The organism is Nocardia sp. NPDC051052, from assembly GCF_044456045.1.
Lineage (GTDB): Bacteria > Actinomycetota > Actinomycetes > Mycobacteriales > Mycobacteriaceae > Nocardia.
The window spans coordinates 150,911-166,240 of record NZ_JBITFL010000010.1 but is presented as its reverse complement, the minus strand read 5'-3'; the positions used below and the strand labels follow the sequence as shown (position 1 = coordinate 166,240).

Annotated in this window: 10 protein-coding genes and 2 pseudogenes; 7 read left to right on the top strand and 5 right to left on the bottom strand. The window is 67.2% G+C overall.

Going from position 1 to position 15,330, the window contains the following annotated elements:
- Positions 1-10 precede the first annotated feature (10 nt).
- Complete coding sequence (locus tag ACIBCN_RS31390; RefSeq protein ID WP_396995529.1) at positions 11-1,279, bottom strand: YhgE/Pip domain-containing protein; 1,269 nt, start codon at positions 1,277-1,279, stop codon at positions 11-13.
- Positions 1,280-1,513: 234 nt separating this feature from the next.
- Between ACIBCN_RS31390 and purF the strand changes: the two genes are divergently transcribed.
- The 6 genes and pseudogenes from purF to purM all read left to right on the top strand — a co-directional run bounded on the left by purF (position 1,514) and on the right by purM (position 10,436).
- Positions 1,514-3,094, top strand: coding sequence for an amidophosphoribosyltransferase (purF, locus tag ACIBCN_RS31385; protein WP_396995315.1), 1,581 nt, complete (start codon positions 1,514-1,516; stop codon positions 3,092-3,094).
- Between the two features lie 479 nt (positions 3,095-3,573).
- Positions 3,574-5,190 (top strand): ABC transporter substrate-binding protein, encoded by a 1,617-nt coding sequence (locus ACIBCN_RS31380; protein WP_396995314.1) that lies wholly within the window; start codon positions 3,574-3,576, stop codon positions 5,188-5,190.
- A gap of 122 nt (positions 5,191-5,312) precedes the next feature.
- Positions 5,313-6,323: an ABC transporter permease gene (locus ACIBCN_RS31375; protein WP_396995528.1), complete on the top strand. Its 1,011-nt coding sequence runs from the start codon at positions 5,313-5,315 to the stop codon at positions 6,321-6,323.
- Positions 6,324-6,352: 29 nt separating this feature from the next.
- Positions 6,353-7,276, top strand: a pseudogene (locus tag ACIBCN_RS31370) (ABC transporter permease); the annotation flags it as partial.
- Between the two features lie 170 nt (positions 7,277-7,446).
- Positions 7,447-9,138, top strand: a complete 1,692-nt coding sequence (locus ACIBCN_RS31365) for an ABC transporter ATP-binding protein (protein ID WP_396995313.1) — start codon at positions 7,447-7,449, stop codon at positions 9,136-9,138.
- A gap of 222 nt (positions 9,139-9,360) precedes the next feature.
- Positions 9,361-10,436: pseudogene (gene purM / locus ACIBCN_RS31360) on the top strand (phosphoribosylformylglycinamidine cyclo-ligase).
- A 314-nt stretch (positions 10,437-10,750) separates the two neighbouring features.
- Here the strand turns inward: purM and ACIBCN_RS31355 are convergent.
- The 4 genes from ACIBCN_RS31355 to ACIBCN_RS31340 all read right to left on the bottom strand — a co-directional run bounded on the left by ACIBCN_RS31355 (position 10,751) and on the right by ACIBCN_RS31340 (position 14,046).
- Entirely contained in the window at positions 10,751-10,957 is a 207-nt protein-coding gene (locus ACIBCN_RS31355; RefSeq protein WP_396995312.1) for a DUF3073 domain-containing protein, read from the bottom strand.
- A 176-nt stretch (positions 10,958-11,133) separates the two neighbouring features.
- Positions 11,134-12,087, bottom strand: a complete 954-nt coding sequence (locus ACIBCN_RS31350) for an asparaginase (RefSeq protein WP_396995311.1) — start codon at positions 12,085-12,087, stop codon at positions 11,134-11,136.
- On the bottom strand, positions 12,084-12,818 hold the full coding sequence (locus ACIBCN_RS31345; RefSeq protein WP_396995310.1) for an MOSC domain-containing protein: 735 nt from the start codon (positions 12,816-12,818) through the stop codon (positions 12,084-12,086). Before ACIBCN_RS31345 ends, ACIBCN_RS31350 begins: the two co-directional genes overlap by 4 nt.
- Positions 12,819-12,933: 115 nt before the next feature.
- A complete protein-coding gene (locus ACIBCN_RS31340) occupies positions 12,934-14,046 on the bottom strand; it encodes a YgfZ/GcvT domain-containing protein (protein ID WP_396995309.1) in 1,113 nt (370 codons plus the stop codon).
- 172 nt (positions 14,047-14,218) lie between these two features.
- Between ACIBCN_RS31340 and ACIBCN_RS31335 the strand changes: the two genes are divergently transcribed.
- The gene (locus tag ACIBCN_RS31335; protein ID WP_396995308.1) at positions 14,219-15,139 is read left to right on the top strand and encodes an aminodeoxychorismate lyase; all 921 of its coding nucleotides are present in this window, start codon (positions 14,219-14,221) and stop codon (positions 15,137-15,139) included.
- Positions 15,140-15,330: the final 191 nt, after the last annotated feature.

The following is a 15,330-nucleotide window of genomic DNA, read 5'->3' as shown; positions in this document are numbered from 1 at the left end:
TACCCGACGGTTAGGCCGGGACCCTGCTGCTGCGGTGCAGGCCCTTGTGGTCGTAGAAGCGGGTGATGACGGCGCCGAAGGTCAGGCCGATGGCAAGGCCGATCACGGCCATCCAGACACCACGAGCCAGGCCTGCCTCGAAGCTGGCGTCGAAGTAGAGGATGGCGCGGATGCCGAGGAAGACCTGGTGCATCGGTTCGAAGGAGGCCAGCCAGCCGAAGTACTGCGGGGTCGCCTCGATCGGGACGGTGCCGCCGGAGGAGGGCAGGCCGAGAATGATGAACAGGATCAGGTTCACCAGCAGGCCCGCGGAGCCGATGGCGGCGAGCGTGGACAGACCGGTGACGCCGACGGCGATGATGGCGAGCGCGCTGTAGAGGAACAGGGCCAGCGGATGATCGATCGGCATGTCCAGGATCTTGCCGACGATGAGGAACACCGCCGAGACGATGTTCGCGGTCACCACCAGCACACCCCACTTGATCAGCAAGGTGCGGAAGCGGGAGATCGGTGTCGGCGGGTAGTGCACGAACCACGGCCCGTATTCGGTGGGGATGAAGCCGAGCTGCGCATCGATCATGGTGTGGATGACCATGGCGCCGACCACCCCGGCGAGCAGCAACAGCAGTGCGTAGAAGAACGCACTGAGCCCTTGCCCGGTGCCGTCGGGCAGCGGATGATACTGCTGGACAACAACTTTCACCGGATCGGCGAGAGCCACGCGGGCCGCGCCGGACAACTCGGGCGCGGGCGGCGCGCCGGGTTGCGGTTTCAGCTGCTCGGTCACCTGGTCGGTGAGCTGCTTGCCGACCTGCTTGTTCACCTCGGTCAGCGCCTGGTTGCCGACCCGGAGCACGATCTGGGTGCCGAACGCGCCGGTGCGCGGATTGGTCTGCACGGTGATGATCGGGCGTTCCATCTCACCCGGAATCACGCTGCCGACGCCGAGAATGCCGAGGCGCTTACTGAAGTCGCCCGGGATGACGATCGAGCCGTAGACCTCGCCGGACTGTAGCTGCCGCTCGGCCTCGCTGATGCTGATCACGCGCAGGTCGACCTTGTCCGACGGCACACCTTTTTCGAGCGCGTCGGTGATCTGCTTACCGAAATTCACCTGCTGCTGGCGATCCGCCGTTTTGATGACATCGCCCACATCCTGGTTCACCAGCGCGATGGGGAAATCGTGCAGATTCTTCTCCGGATCGACGACGTAATCCAGATACATGATGCCGAGCAGCGCGGTCAGCAGGGTGAGTACCGCGATCGGAAACAGCACCATGCGGGCCCATGGCCTGCGCGGCGGCGGAGTTGCCCCGGTGGTCGATCCCGCCCCGCTGCCTGAATTCGCGCTGTCGGTAGTCGTCACGGCTCGCACCGTAACAGCTGCCGACCCCGAATTTCCCCGCTCGTGCGCCACGCCGATTGCTGCTCGTATGCGGTGGGGGTGATCGTGATCGAACATTCACCCGTAGACTGGACCGTGCCCCCAGCCCGCCCGAACAGGGAGCAAACGGTGACCAAGGCCGAACTGCCGGTTGACGCTATTTCCGCCACCCCCGATCAGGTCGAGAACGAGCCACGCGAAGAGTGTGGCGTGTTCGGAGTCTGGGCGCCGAGCGAGGACGTGGCGAAGCTCACGTACTACGGCTTGTACGCGCTGCAACACCGCGGGCAGGAGGCGGCGGGCATCGCGGTATCCGACGGTTCGCAGATCTTGGTCTTCAAAGATCTCGGCTTGGTCAGCCAGGTATTCGATGAGCAGACGCTGGCCGCCATGCCGGGCCACATCGCGATCGGGCACTGCCGCTACTCCACCACCGGCGGAGTGACCTGGGAAAATGCTCAGCCGATCTTCCGGACCACCTCGGTGGGTTCCGGACTTGCCTTGGGCCATAACGGTAATCTGGTCAATACCGCCGAATTGGCAGGCCGGGCAAGGGAACTCGGGCTCATCGGCGCGACGGTGGCCAACGGCCGCCCGCAGCCGATCGCCGCGACCTCCGACTCCGACGTGATGACCGCCCTGCTGGCGCACGCCTCCGCGGATTCCAGCATCGAGCAGGCGGCGATGGAGCTGCTTCCGACGCTGAAGGGCGCGTTCTGCCTGACCTTCATGGACGAGCACACGCTCTACGCCGCGCGTGACCCGCACGGCGTTCGCCCCCTGTGCCTCGGCAGGCTGGACCGTGGCTGGGTTGTTGCCAGCGAAACCGCGGCGCTGGACATCGTCGGCGCCGCGTTCGTCCGGGAGATCGAGCCCGGCGAACTGCTGGCGATCGACGCCGACGGCGTGCGCTCGATGCGCTTCGCCAACCCCGAGCCCAAGGGCTGCGTCTTCGAATTCGTCTACCTGGCCAGGCCGGACAGCACCATCTCCGGCCGCTCGGTGCACGCCACCCGGGTGGAGATCGGCCGCCTGCTGGCCAAGGAGCATCCGGTCGACGCGGATCTGGTGATCCCGGTGCCCGAATCCGGCACCCCGGCCGCCGTCGGCTACGCGCAAGGATCGGGCGTGCCCTACGGCCAAGGCCTGATGAAGAACGCCTACGTCGGGCGCACCTTCATCCAGCCGAGCCAGACCATTCGCCAGCTCGGCATCCGGCTCAAGCTCAACCCGCTGCGCGAGGTCATCCGCGGCAAGCGGCTCATCGTGGTGGACGACTCGATCGTGCGCGGCAACACCCAGCGCGCCCTCATCCGCATGCTGCGCGAGGCAGGTGCGCTGGAGATCCACGTCCGGATCGCCTCGCCTCCGGTCAAGTGGCCGTGTTTTTACGGCATCGACTTCGCCTCGCCCGCCGAGCTGATCGCCAACGGCTCAGGTGCCGAGGGCAGCTTCGACGAGATGGTGGACGGCGTGCGCCGATCGATCGGCGCGGACACTCTCGGCTACATCTCCACCGAGGGCATGATCGCCGCCACCGAGCAGCCGCGTTCGCGGCTGTGCTGCGCCTGCTTCGACGGCACCTACCCGATCGAGCTGCCCTCCGAGGCGGCCATCGGCAAGAACCTGCTCGAAGGCATGCTCACCGGGCAGCCGGAGGCATTGCTGTTGGGCGAGAACGCGAATGCGAGCGCGCTGAGCCGTCCGTGATCCACCGGGCGGCCCGTCCGCCCGTCGAGTGACGGTAATCCCGACACATAACTGCCGCGACTCCCAGCACATAGCCGTCTCGTTTTCGAGCACATCGCTGTCTCGATTTCGAGCGGATTCACCCTCCTTGATGAGCGCCGTTCAGCGCGCTCTGTCGTGTCCAAAACATGGCGTGCGCACGGCGGGTCGACTGCGCGCGTCGCGGGCGGATGACTTGATTTGTCCACTGGAGCGCCATGGCGTCCTCGAGACACCAGAATCGCCGATACGGTGCGTTCCTGGACATTCGTCCGGTGATCTGGCCCCTGCGGTGCGTTATATGCAACGCACGCTCACACCTCGACAATTTTTTCTGTGAAAACGCAACGTGCCGGAAATGGTTCGTGGGTACGGTGCCCGTCAGATCGGAAGTTCATTGTGACCACACCTGTCCTGCGATCCAGGACAACGCGGTGCGGCGCTCGAGAAGTGGGGCCCTGATGTTGGTTTCTAGAACACCTGGGGGCCGGACCCGGACGCGAACCATCGCGGCCGTCGGCCTGGCGACGCTGGTTGCGTCTGCCTTGGCCGGCTGCGGTTCCGGCCGGACCGGTGATGCTGGTGGCGGTGGTGGCTTGATAGCCGGCACCACAGACAAAATCTTCTCGCTCGACCCGGCAGCTGCCTATGACAACGGCTCCCTGGTCGCGGAAACGCAGTTCTACCAGTACGTGCTGAACACCGCACCCGGCGACACGACGCCGAAGCCGGACGCCGCGGAGAAGTGCGATTTCACCTCCCCCACGGTGTACAGCTGCACCATGAAGGCGGGCCTGAAGTTCGCCAATGGCAATCCGTTGACGGCCAAGAGCGTGAAGTTCTCGTTCGACCGGATGCTCAAGATCAACGACCCGAACGGTCCCGCCTCGCTGCTCGGCAACCTCGAGAAGACCGACGCGCCGGACGACCGCACCGTCAACTTCACCCTGAAGGTCGCCAACGACCAGACCTTCCCCGCAATCCTGCCGACCCAGGCCGGTCCGATCGTCGACGAGAAGGTCTACGCGCCGGACAAGGTGATGGCCGACGAGGACGTGGTGAAGAACAAGGGCTACTCCGGCCCGTACACCATCGCGAGCTACGACAAGAACAAGCTGGTCGAGTACACGGCGTACGCGGATTACAACGGCGCCCTCGGCACCCCGAAGACCAAGAACGTGTCCACCAAGTACTACGCGACCACCGACAACATGAAGCTCGAGCTGCAGAACGGCTCGCTCGACGTCGGCTACCGGTCCTTCACGCCGACCGACATCGACTCGCTGCGTGGTGACAGCAAGGTCGCCGTGCACGAAGGCCCCGGTGGCGAACTGCGCTACATCGTGTTCAACCTGAACACGATGCCGGGCGGCACGCCGGAGCAGAAGCTGGCCGTGCGTAAGGCTGTCGCGTCGACCGTCGATCGCGCCGCGCTGGCCCAGGGCGTCTACAAAGGCACCTACACGCCCGCGTATTCGTCAGTGCCGCAAGGTGTGCTGAGCGCGGCCGAGCCCTACAAGGACATCTACGGCGCGAGCCCGAGCAAGGACAAGGCGGCGAAGTTCCTCACCGACGCGGGCGTCGCGACGCCGGTCGAGCTGAACCTGCAGTACAACCCGGACCACTACGGTTCGAGCAGCTCCGAGGAATACGCGGCGATCAAGTCGCAGCTGGAGGCCAGCGGCCTGTTCCGGGTGAACCTGCAGTCCACCGAGTGGGTGAGCTACCAGCGCGAGCGCGCTCGGGACGCCTACCCGCTCTACCAACTGGGCTGGTTCCCGGACTTTCCGGACCCGGACAACTACCTGACCCCGTTCTTCGCGCCGAACAACTTCCTGCAGTCGCACTTCGAGAACCCGAGCATCACGGCACAGCTGCTCGCGGAGACCACGACGACCGACAAGGACAAGCGGCTCGCGATCCTCAAGGGCGTGCAGACGGACCTGGCGCAGAACCATGTGCCGTTGCTTCCGTTGTTGGCAGGCAAGCAGATCGCCGTCTCCGGCAAGAACGTGCAGGGCGTTGAACAGACCCTCGACGCGTCCTTCAAGTTCCGTTACACGGTGCTGAGCAAGTGACTTCCGGCGAAGCCGGGCCCGGGACGATAGCTGCTCCAGAAACGAAGCCAGCGCCGGCCCGGGCCCGGCGCTTCGGCGCGCCACGATTACGGAAGGGCGGCAGCGATTCTCGCCAGCTGGCACTGCTGCGCTACCTGGGCGTGCGACTGCTGTTGATCCCGGTGACCGCGTGGATTCTGGCCACCGTCGTGTTCTTCCTGATGCGGGTGGCAGGCGATCCGATCAGTGCGGCCATGGGCGGGCGAATGACCCAGGCGCAGATCGATATTCGCAAAGAGGCGGCCGGGCTGAACCGGCCGATCCTGTCGCAGTACTGGGACTACATCTCCGGCCTGCTGCGCGGTGATTTCGGTAAGTCGCAGGACAATCGGCAGATCAGCGACGTGATCACCACCTACGGTGCCGCGTCGGCGGAGCTGATGTTCTGGGCGCTCATCGTGGCCTTCGCGGTCGGCATCCCGTTGGGCAGATACGCGGCGACACACCGTGATTCGCTGTCCGACACCGGCCTTCGGTTGTTCGCCATCCTGGCCTACGCGGCGCCGGTGTTCTTCGTCGGTCTGCTGCTCAAGCTGGTCTTCGCGGTGAAGCTGGGCTGGCTGCCGGTGGCGGGACGCGCGAGCACCAACGTCGAACTGCAGCTGCAGCATGTCTCGCCGAAGACCAACGTCATGTTGATCGACGGATTCCTCTACGGCGACACCGGTTACATCATCGATGTGCTGAAACACGCTGTGCTGCCCGCGATCGCGCTCGGGCTGCTCACCGCGGGCATCTTCCTGCGGTTGGTGCGGATCAACCTGATCCAGACGCTGCGTTCGGATTACGTGGACGCCGCGCGGGCGCGCGGTCTGTCGCAACGGGTGGTCACCGGACGACACGCGTTCCGCAACGCGATGATTCCGATCGTCACCGTGATGGGCATGCAGATCGCCATGATGCTCGGCGGCGCGGTGCTGACCGAGACCACCTTCGAATGGAAGGGCCTCGGCTATCAGCTCGCGCAGTACCTTTCGGCGCGTGACTTCGTCGCGGTGCAGGGCATCGTCGCGTTCATCGCGATCTTCGTCGCGTTGATGAGCTTCCTGGTGGATGCCCTGGTGGCACTGATCGACCCGAGGGTGAGGTTCTGATGACCGCACCGGAATTGTTGAACGACCCGGTGACCACGCCGGTGGTGCCGCCGTCGGGCCGGCGCGGCATACCCGGCCTCCGGCTGTTCTCGATGACCGCGGGATTGCAGCGCGCGACGCTGATCTTCGGTCTGAGCCTGGTCGCGCTGTTCGTGCTCGGGGCGATCTTCGCGCCGCTGATCGCGCCCTACGGTTTCGCGCAAAGCGCCGCCGACGGTGCCGATTTCGTGCGCCAGCAGGCGCCGTCCGCGGACCACTGGTTCGGTACCTCGGTGCGTGGCGAGGACGTGTTCTCCCGGGTGATCTGGGGTGCCCGCACCGCGCTGTTCGTCATCGTGATCTCGCTGGTGCTCTCGCTGTTCGTCGGCGTGCCGCTCGGCCTGCTGTCGGGTTACCTCGGCCGCTGGTTCGACCGGGTGCTTGTGCTGTTCATGGACGCGATGTATGCCTTCCCGACGCTGCTGCTGGCGATCGTGGTGTCCATCGTGGTCGCGGGTGGCCGGTCGACCAGTCTCGGCGGCGTGCTGTCCGCGGCGGTGGCCATCACGGCGGTCTTTGTGCCGCAATACTTTCGGGTGGTGCGCAACGCGACGGTCTCGGTGAAGAACGAGCCGTATGTGGATGCCGCCCGGGTCACCGGCGCGTCCACCGCGCGAATCCTGTTCCGGCACATCTTCGCCAACGTCACCCAGTCGCTGCCGGTGATCGTGACCCTCAACGGGTCCGAGGCCATCCTCACCCTCGCCGGGCTCGGCTTCCTCGGGTTCGGCATCGAGCCGACCCAGGCCGCGGAGTGGGGCTATGACCTGAACAAGGCGTTGTCCGATGTCTCCAACGGCATTTGGTGGACCGGTATCTTCCCCGGTTTCGCCATCGTGCTCGTGGTGCTCGGCATGACGCTGGTGGGTGAGAGCCTCAACGAGGTGCTCAACCCGGTGCTGCGTACCCGGCGCGCGGTCGCCGCGGCGCCGGGCGACACGATCACCGTCGCCGGCGTCGAGGTCGCCGACCCGAACGAGGTCGACAGTGCCAGCGACACAGTCGAAGTCGAGTCCGGTGCGGCGAAAGCCGTTGCGGGCGACGTCGATCTGGTCAAGGACCGCACGGCAGGGAAGGAGACGCCATGAGTAAGGAAACAGTGGTCACCGACCGCAGCAAGCCCGCGCTGTCCATCGAATCGTTGTCGGTCACCTTCGCCACCGACGCCGGACCCGTCTACGCGGTCACCGACGTCTCCTACGAGGTGTTCCCCGGCGAGGTGCTCGCCATCGTCGGCGAGTCCGGCTCGGGCAAATCGGTGAGTTCGCGCACCGCGATGGGCTTGTTGCCGCTGACCGCGCGGGTGCGCGGTCTGGTCACCCTCGGCACCGAGGCCATCACCTCGATGAACGAGCGACAGCTCACCGCGCTGCGCGGCGGCGCCATCTCGATGATCTTCCAGGAGCCTGGCCTCGCGCTCGACCCGCTGTTCACCGTCGGCTTCCAGATCGGCGAGGCGCTGCGCGCGCACTCGCAGATGAGCAAGAAGGACGCCAAGGCGCGCGCGGTCGAACTGCTGCGCATGGTCGGCCTGCCCGACCCGGAGCATCGGGTGAACTACTACCCGCATCAGCTCTCCGGCGGGCAGAAGCAGCGCGTGGTGATCGCCATCGCCATCGCCTGCGAGCCGAAGGTGATCATCGCCGACGAACCGACCACGGCACTCGACGTGACGGTGCAGGCGGAAATCCTGGAGCTGCTGCGCGATCTGCGCGACCGGATCGGCAGCGCCATCGTGTTGATCACGCACAACATGGGCGTGGTGGCCGACCTGGCCGACCGCGTCGTGGTGATGCGCAACGGCGAGGTGGTCGAGCAGGCTCCGGTGGACCAACTGTTCGCCAGCCCGAAGGCGGACTACACCAGGGCGCTGCTCGCGGCGGTGCCGCACCTCGGCACCGAGCAGCTCGCGCACGGTCCGGCCGACGAGGTGGCCTCGACCGCCGAGCCGGTGCTCGAGGTGTGCGATCTAGTCGTGGAGTTTCCCGGCTCGCTCGGGCGGCCGGCGTTCCGCGCGGTCGACGACGTGAATCTCTGCATCGGGCCCGGCGAAACCCTGGGCCTGGTCGGCGAATCCGGCTCGGGCAAGTCGACCATCGGCCGCTGCGTCGCCGCGTTGCAACGCCCCACCTCGGGCGTGGTGAAGATCCGCGGGCAGGACATCGCGGGCATGTCGGGACGCAAGATGCGCCCGATCCGGCGGCGCTTCGGGTTCGTGTTCCAGGACCCGGCCAGCTCGCTGAATCCGCGGCTCACCGTCGGCGAGTGCGTGGCGGAGCCACTGCTCGTGCACAAGATGGGCAGCGCGGCGGAGATCAAGGCGCGGGTGCGCAAACTGCTCGATGATGTGCAACTGCCCGCGGGCACCGAGCGCCGGTATCCGCACGAGCTGTCCGGTGGTCAGCGCCAGCGCGCGAGCCTGGCCAGGGCCTTGGTGCTCGACCCGGATCTGCTGGTCGCCGACGAGCCGACCAGCGCGCTCGACGTCTCCGTGCAGGCTGCGGTGCTGGAGCTGTTCGGGCAACTGCAGCGCGAATGTGGTTGGGCCTGCCTGTTCATCAGCCACGATCTCGCGGTGGTCGACCAGCTGGCCGACCGGATCGTGGTGCTGCGCAACGGCGCGGTCGTCGAGCAGGGCGATCGAGATCGCATCCTGCGCGCGCCGACCGAGGAGTACACGCAGCGTCTGGTGGCCGCGGTGCCGGTGCCCGACCCGGTGGAGCAGCGCCGACGGCGGGCCGAGACCGCCGCGTTGTTCGCGACGCCGATCGGATGACGCGACAAGTGATTTCGTAAGGACATGGGTAGCTCGTCGGGTACGCGCAGCACCCGACGAGCCACCTACCGCCGCTCCGGTCGTCAAGTCCCGCGACGCTGTCGACCGGCAAAATACCCGCCAGAGGCGGATTAGCGGCGGGACAGCTGCACTGTCGTTATCGGGTTCCGGTAGCGTGAGCAGGCATCTATCCGCCGATTCGGTTTGGAGCTCTCCCCGAAAATGACTGAACAGACCCCAACTGGTGGTGCCTCGTACGCAGCGGCAGGCGTGGATATCGAGGCAGGTGACCGCGCAGTCGAGTTGTTCGGGCCATTGGCGAAGAAGGCAAGCCGACCCGAGGTTCAGGGCGGCCTCGGCGGGTTCGCCGGGCTGTTCGCGCTGAAGGGCGGCTATCGCGAACCACTACTCGCCGCGTCCACCGACGGGGTCGGCACCAAGATCGCGGTCGCCCAGGCGATGGACAAGCACGACACCGTCGGCCTCGACCTGGTCGCGATGGTCGTCGACGATCTCGTCGTGTGCGGCGCCGAGCCGCTGTTCCTGCAGGACTACATCGCCATCGGCAAGGTGGTGCCGGAGAAGGTCGCCGAACTGGTCTCCGGTATCGCCGAGGGCTGTGTGCGGGCAGGCTGCGCGTTGCTCGGCGGCGAGACGGCCGAACATCCCGGCCTGATGGACCCGGACGACTACGACCTGTCCGCGACCGGCGTCGGCGTGGTCGAGGCCGACGCGGTACTCGGCCCGGACCGGGTGCGCCCCGGTGACGTGGTCATCGCGATGGGCTCCTCTGGCCTGCACTCCAACGGCTACAGCCTGGCTCGCAAGGTGCTGCTCGACATCGACCGGATGTCGCTCACCGGGCACGTCGAGGAGTTCGGCCGCACGCTCGGCGAGGAACTGCTCGAGCCGACCAGGATTTACGCCAAGGACTGCCTCGCGCTGATCGCCGAGACCGATGTGCGCACCTTCGCGCACGTCACCGGCGGCGGACTGGCCGCCAACCTGGGCCGGGTGCTGCCGCGGGCATGGTGGCCGAGCTGGATCGCGGCACCTGGAACCCCGCGCCGGTGTTCAAGATGATCGCCCAGCGCGGCCGGGTCGAGCGGGTCGAGATGGAGAAGACGTTCAACATGGGCGTCGGCATGGTCGCCATCGTCGCCCCCGAGGACGTGGACCGGGCGCTGGCCGTGCTGACCGCGCGGCACATCGAGTGCTGGACCCTGGGCACCGTCAAGAAGGCCAAGGATTCCGACGCCCTGCGCGCCGTATTGGTCGGCGAACACCCGCGGTTCTGAGCCAACCACAACCCAACCACAACGCCCGAGTTTTGCGAGGGCCGTTTGCGGCCCGTCTCGTGTCCGAGCGGCCGAAGCGCATGCGCCGTAGGCGCGAGTCTCGGCCGCTCGGACACGAGACACCCAGGGGCCGCAAACACGCAGCGCCGCAGGCGCTGCAAATCAGACACTGCACACAGACACAAACCAGCGTCCCGCATCGCTCAGATGCGGGACGCTGGTGTGTTCTAAGCCTTTTCGGCGTTACCCGTCAACGCGCGGCAACGCGAGAAAGAGGAGGCACGCTGACCTCCCCTTTCGAACGTTGCTCCGAGTCAGCGGCGCCAGTCGTCGTAGTCGTCCTCTTCAAATTGTTTTGAGGACTTGTCCGCGTCGTGCTCATCGGACAGCACACCACTCAGTTGAGAGTGGGGGCTACCCGAAAGCTCGCGCTGAAGGCTCGCGAAATCGCTCGGCGGGCTGCTGTACTTCAGCTCGCGTGCGACTTTGGTCTGCTTTGCCTTAGCCCGGCCACGGCCCATGGCTGACCCCCTCGCGTCACTGCGGGGCGGCCTGGGGTTTGGTTGGCGGCCCCGTTCGAATTAATACTCTTCCTGACAGACACTTTAGCGTGTGTCCGGCCGTCCCGCTTCCAGGAGTGCCTGAAGAGCCTCCGAAGTGGTTCCGTTTGCCCGGTTGTCGCCCTCGGTCGGTCCGGTCAGAGCACCCCGGGGATCGCTCGGATCACGCCGACGCGGGCACCGCCGCCGAGCACCGCGGGGGCCGCGAGCGCGGTGTGCGCGTCGGTCCAGTCGACGCCGATCCGGCGCAAAATTGCCAGCGTCAGGGGTATTCGGGCACGGTCGCTGCCATCCTCGATCTTGTAGGCGAAGGCCGTTCCGTCGGGCAGCGCACCCGCGTGTACACCGTCCGCGCCGATCTTGCAGACCAGGCCGGGGGTGGCCTGCATGGTCAGCAGATCGGGTGCGTTGGTGCCCGAAATCACTCGCGGATGGGCGCGGATGGCGTCGGCGACGCGACGCTCCGGCGCGTCGGAATCGGCGGTCGCCATGGTCGCGAACACCCGGGCCAGGTTCACCAGCGACACCGGAATGATCGGCAGGCCACAGCCGTCGATGCCGAGGTCGGTCTCCGGTTCGCCGGTGAGGTCGGCGACGGTGGCGATGACCGCCTGCTGCAGCGGATGCGCCTCGTCCAGATAGCCCTCGGTCGGCCAGCCGTTGATCGCGCAGGTCGCCAGCATCGCGGCGTGCTTGCCCGAGCAGTTCATGTAGATGCGGCGAGGTTCGTGCGAACCCGAGAGCACGGCCGCGCGCGCCTTGTCGTCGACCGGCAGATCCGGCGGACATTCGAGGGACTTCTCGTCGAAGCCGAAGCGGTCGAGCAGCCTGCGCACCAGGGCGACATGGTCGGGTTCGCCGTAGTGCGAGGCGGTCGCGATGGCCAGTTCGGCGTCGTCGACCGGCTCGAACCCGTGGCGCAGCAGGGTGATCGCCTGCATCGGCTTGTTGGTCGAGCGGGGGAAGATCGGCAGATGCACCTCGCCGAGGGCGAGGGCCGGCTCGCCCGCCGGATCGAGGATCACGGCCGAGCCGCGGTGCACGCACTCGCGGAAGCCGGAGCGGACCACTTCGACCAATTCCACACTCACAGTTGCGCTCCCATGTCGAGTTCGGCGCCACGTCGGGTGGCCTGACTTGCTGATTCGCCGGCCCGGCGCGCCTCGGCGCGGCCGGCGTTCGCGTGCCTGCGGGCATGGCGTTCGATCTGGGTGCGCACGTCATCGGAGAGGGCCGGCTCGGCGGCGAGCAGGATCGCGAGCAGTTCGGGGTCGGCGCCGGTGAACAGGTCGCGCACGGTGATGCCGTGGTCGGGGACGTGCACCACCGACACCGTGTCGCCCGCGCCGATCGTGCCCTCGGTGAGCACCCGCAAGTAGGCGCCGGTGTCGCCCTGCCTGGTGAATCGCTTGACCCACTGGGCTTCTCCGCTCCAGTGCCCGAAGGTGGCGCACGGCACCCGCGGCGCGCTCACCTCGAGCAGCGTGTCGCCGACGGCCCAGCGGGTACCGAGCACCACGTCGCTGACCGCGAGGCCTTCGATGCGCAGGTTCTCGCCGAACCAGCCCGCGGGCAGCTCCCGATCGAGTTCGCTGCCCCACCGCCGGGCGTCTTCGTCGGCAAAGGCATAGACGGCCTGGTGCACGCCGCCGTGGTGCTTCGTGTCGCACACGTGATCGCCGTCGAGACCGAGCGCGCGCACCGATACCCGGCCCGGCACCGGGCGTTTGTCGATCGCGGATTTGCCGACCCGCCCCGGTACGTCGAGCTCGGCGTGCACCACACAGACGGCCAGGACCTGGCCGGAATCACCGGTTCGCATCGGGGTCACTCCTCTCGTCACGTGGTCGGGCGGCGATGGCCAGGAAGTCGGGGCGTCGCTCAGCGCGGAACGCGGGGCCGGTGCCCCTTCGGGTTTCGCGGCTCATGGGCGCGGGTCAGCGGCCGCGGAGCCGATCGACGGCGAGCCTGCCCGCCTGGGGTGCGTCATCGGCGGGCACCGAATCCGGATCGATGGCGGCGGCGGCCGAGCCCGCGGTCAGCGCGGTGTCCACCGGTACGGTGCGTTTGATCAGCGCGAGCGCGATCGGGCCGAGTTCGTAATGGTCGATGACCGTGCCGAGGCGGCCGATCGCGCGGCCGCCCGCGGTGATGTCGTCGCCGGTCGAGGGGCGCTCGTCGGCTGAGCCGTCCAGGTGCAGTAGCACCAGCTGCCGCGGCGGCTTGCCGAGGTTGTGCACCCGCGCCACGGTCTCCTGGCCGCGGTAGCAGCCCTTGTCCAGATGCACGGCGCCGTATTCGGCGACCCCGCCGATCCAGCGGGCCTCGTGCGGGATGGTGCGGTCGTCGGTGTCGAGCCCGATCCGCGGGCGCACGGCGGCGACCCGCAGTGCCTCGAACGTCCACATGCCCGCCGGTTCGGCACCGGCCTCGGTCAGGCGGGTCCACCAGTCGGCGAGTTGCGCGCGGGGGATGAGCAGATCGAAGGAGTCGGTGGTCGGCCACGGCATCCGGCGCAGGAAACCGCCGCCGGGCAGTGCGACCGCCTCGTAGGTGCCGGGCAGGGACGAGACGCCGATGGCCGCGATGACCTCGGCGGCCTGCGGTCCGAGCAGGCTCAGCACCGCGTGATCGGACTCGGTCGGCTTGGCGTCGGCCCAGAAGACCATCTTCTTCAGGAAGTCCAGCAGTGCCGGACCGCGGTCGCCCTCGGTGTCGATCCAGACCGTGCAGTCCAGATCGGTGAGCACGAAGTGGTTCAGTACCCGGCCGTTGAGATCGAGGTCGAGGTTCTCCGCCGACTGTCCGTCGCTCAGGGCGGCGATGTGCTGGCTGGAGATGGTGTGCAGCCAGGTCAACCGCTCGGCGCCGGTGATCCGCAGGACGAAACGATGCGAGCGATCGATGACTGCCGCGCGTGTTACCGCGGCCCGCTGTTCACCGAGCGGATCGCCGTAGTGCCACGCGACGGCGGCATCGGGAGAGCCCGGCGCTCCCGCGACGGCTCCCGAAACAGCGAGGATGGGGCTGGGCGCAACGACCACGGACACGTTTCCACTGTAGGCGGGGTCGCAGTGGGGCGCCCGAACCGGGGTTGCGGAGAGACGTTCCTGACGTCGCGGGCGAGTCGGCTGAGTGAACCTGAAGCGGCAGGTTGTAAAAGATGCCGCGAAGTCAGCCGTGACCTAGGCGAGACATTGCCGAACCGCCTAGTCTCGACGCATGGTAGATCGGGTTCTTGTCTCACTCGACGGCGCGGTCCGGGACGCGGACGCGCCGTTGTTGTATGCGGACGATATCGGCGTATTGCGTGGCGACGGTATTTTCGAAACGGTGCTGGTGCGCGCGGGCAACGCGTGCGCGATCGAATTTCATCTAGGCAGGCTGCGTCGCTCCGCCCAGGCGCTAGATCTCCCCGAGCCCGAAATCGGGCGCTGGCGGGAGGCCGTCGAGCGGGCCGCGAAGGAATGGGGAACCGACCGCGAAGGCGTAATGCGGCTGGTGCTCACCCGCGGCCGCGAGAGCGAGCTATCCGGCGTGGCCGAGAAGGTGACGAGCGGCGATCTCGCCGCCGCCGTTCCGGTACCCACCGCGTATGTGCTCGTGCTGCCGGTGCCGGACCGGGTGCAGAAGGCACGCACCGACGGCGTCTCGGTGGTGGCGCTGTCCCGCGGTATCTCGATCGACCTGGCGCAGGCCGCGCCGTGGCAGTTGCTCGGCGCGAAGACGCTGTCCTATGCGTCCAATATGGCGGCGCTGCGGTTCGCGGCGCGCATGGGCGCCGACGATGTGATCTTCACCAGCACCGAGAACCGGGTGCTGGAAGGGCCGCGCTCATCGGTGGTGATCGCACGGGACAAGCAGCTGATCACGCCGCCCGCGAAGAACGGTGTGCTGCCCGGTGTCACCCAGCGCGCGCTGTTCGTCGAGGCGGAGAAGGCCGGGTGGGAGTGCGTCTACAAGTCGCTGTTCACCGCCGACCTGCTCACCTGTGACAGCGTGTGGATGATGTCGAGCGTTTCGCTGGCCGCGCGGGTGAATTCGCTGGACGGGCTGCGCATGTCGGCGCCGGACAACGCGCAGGAAATCATCGATCTGGTCGATCGCGGCATCGAACGAGCGGGCGCTATCGGCGATTGGTGAGCACCCTGAAGCGACCGGTGACTGCCCGCACCGGCGCTGTCGGGTGAGGTGACGTGCGTCCTACTCGCGTGCTCCCGCGGTGCGGCGAGCTCGGAAAATCGCAGCTGACGGCCGAAAGTCCCGGTGTGTCGTGGCGCAGGACTCATTGTCTTGGACGGCCTCCGACGTAGTATTACTACGTCATGTCGTAG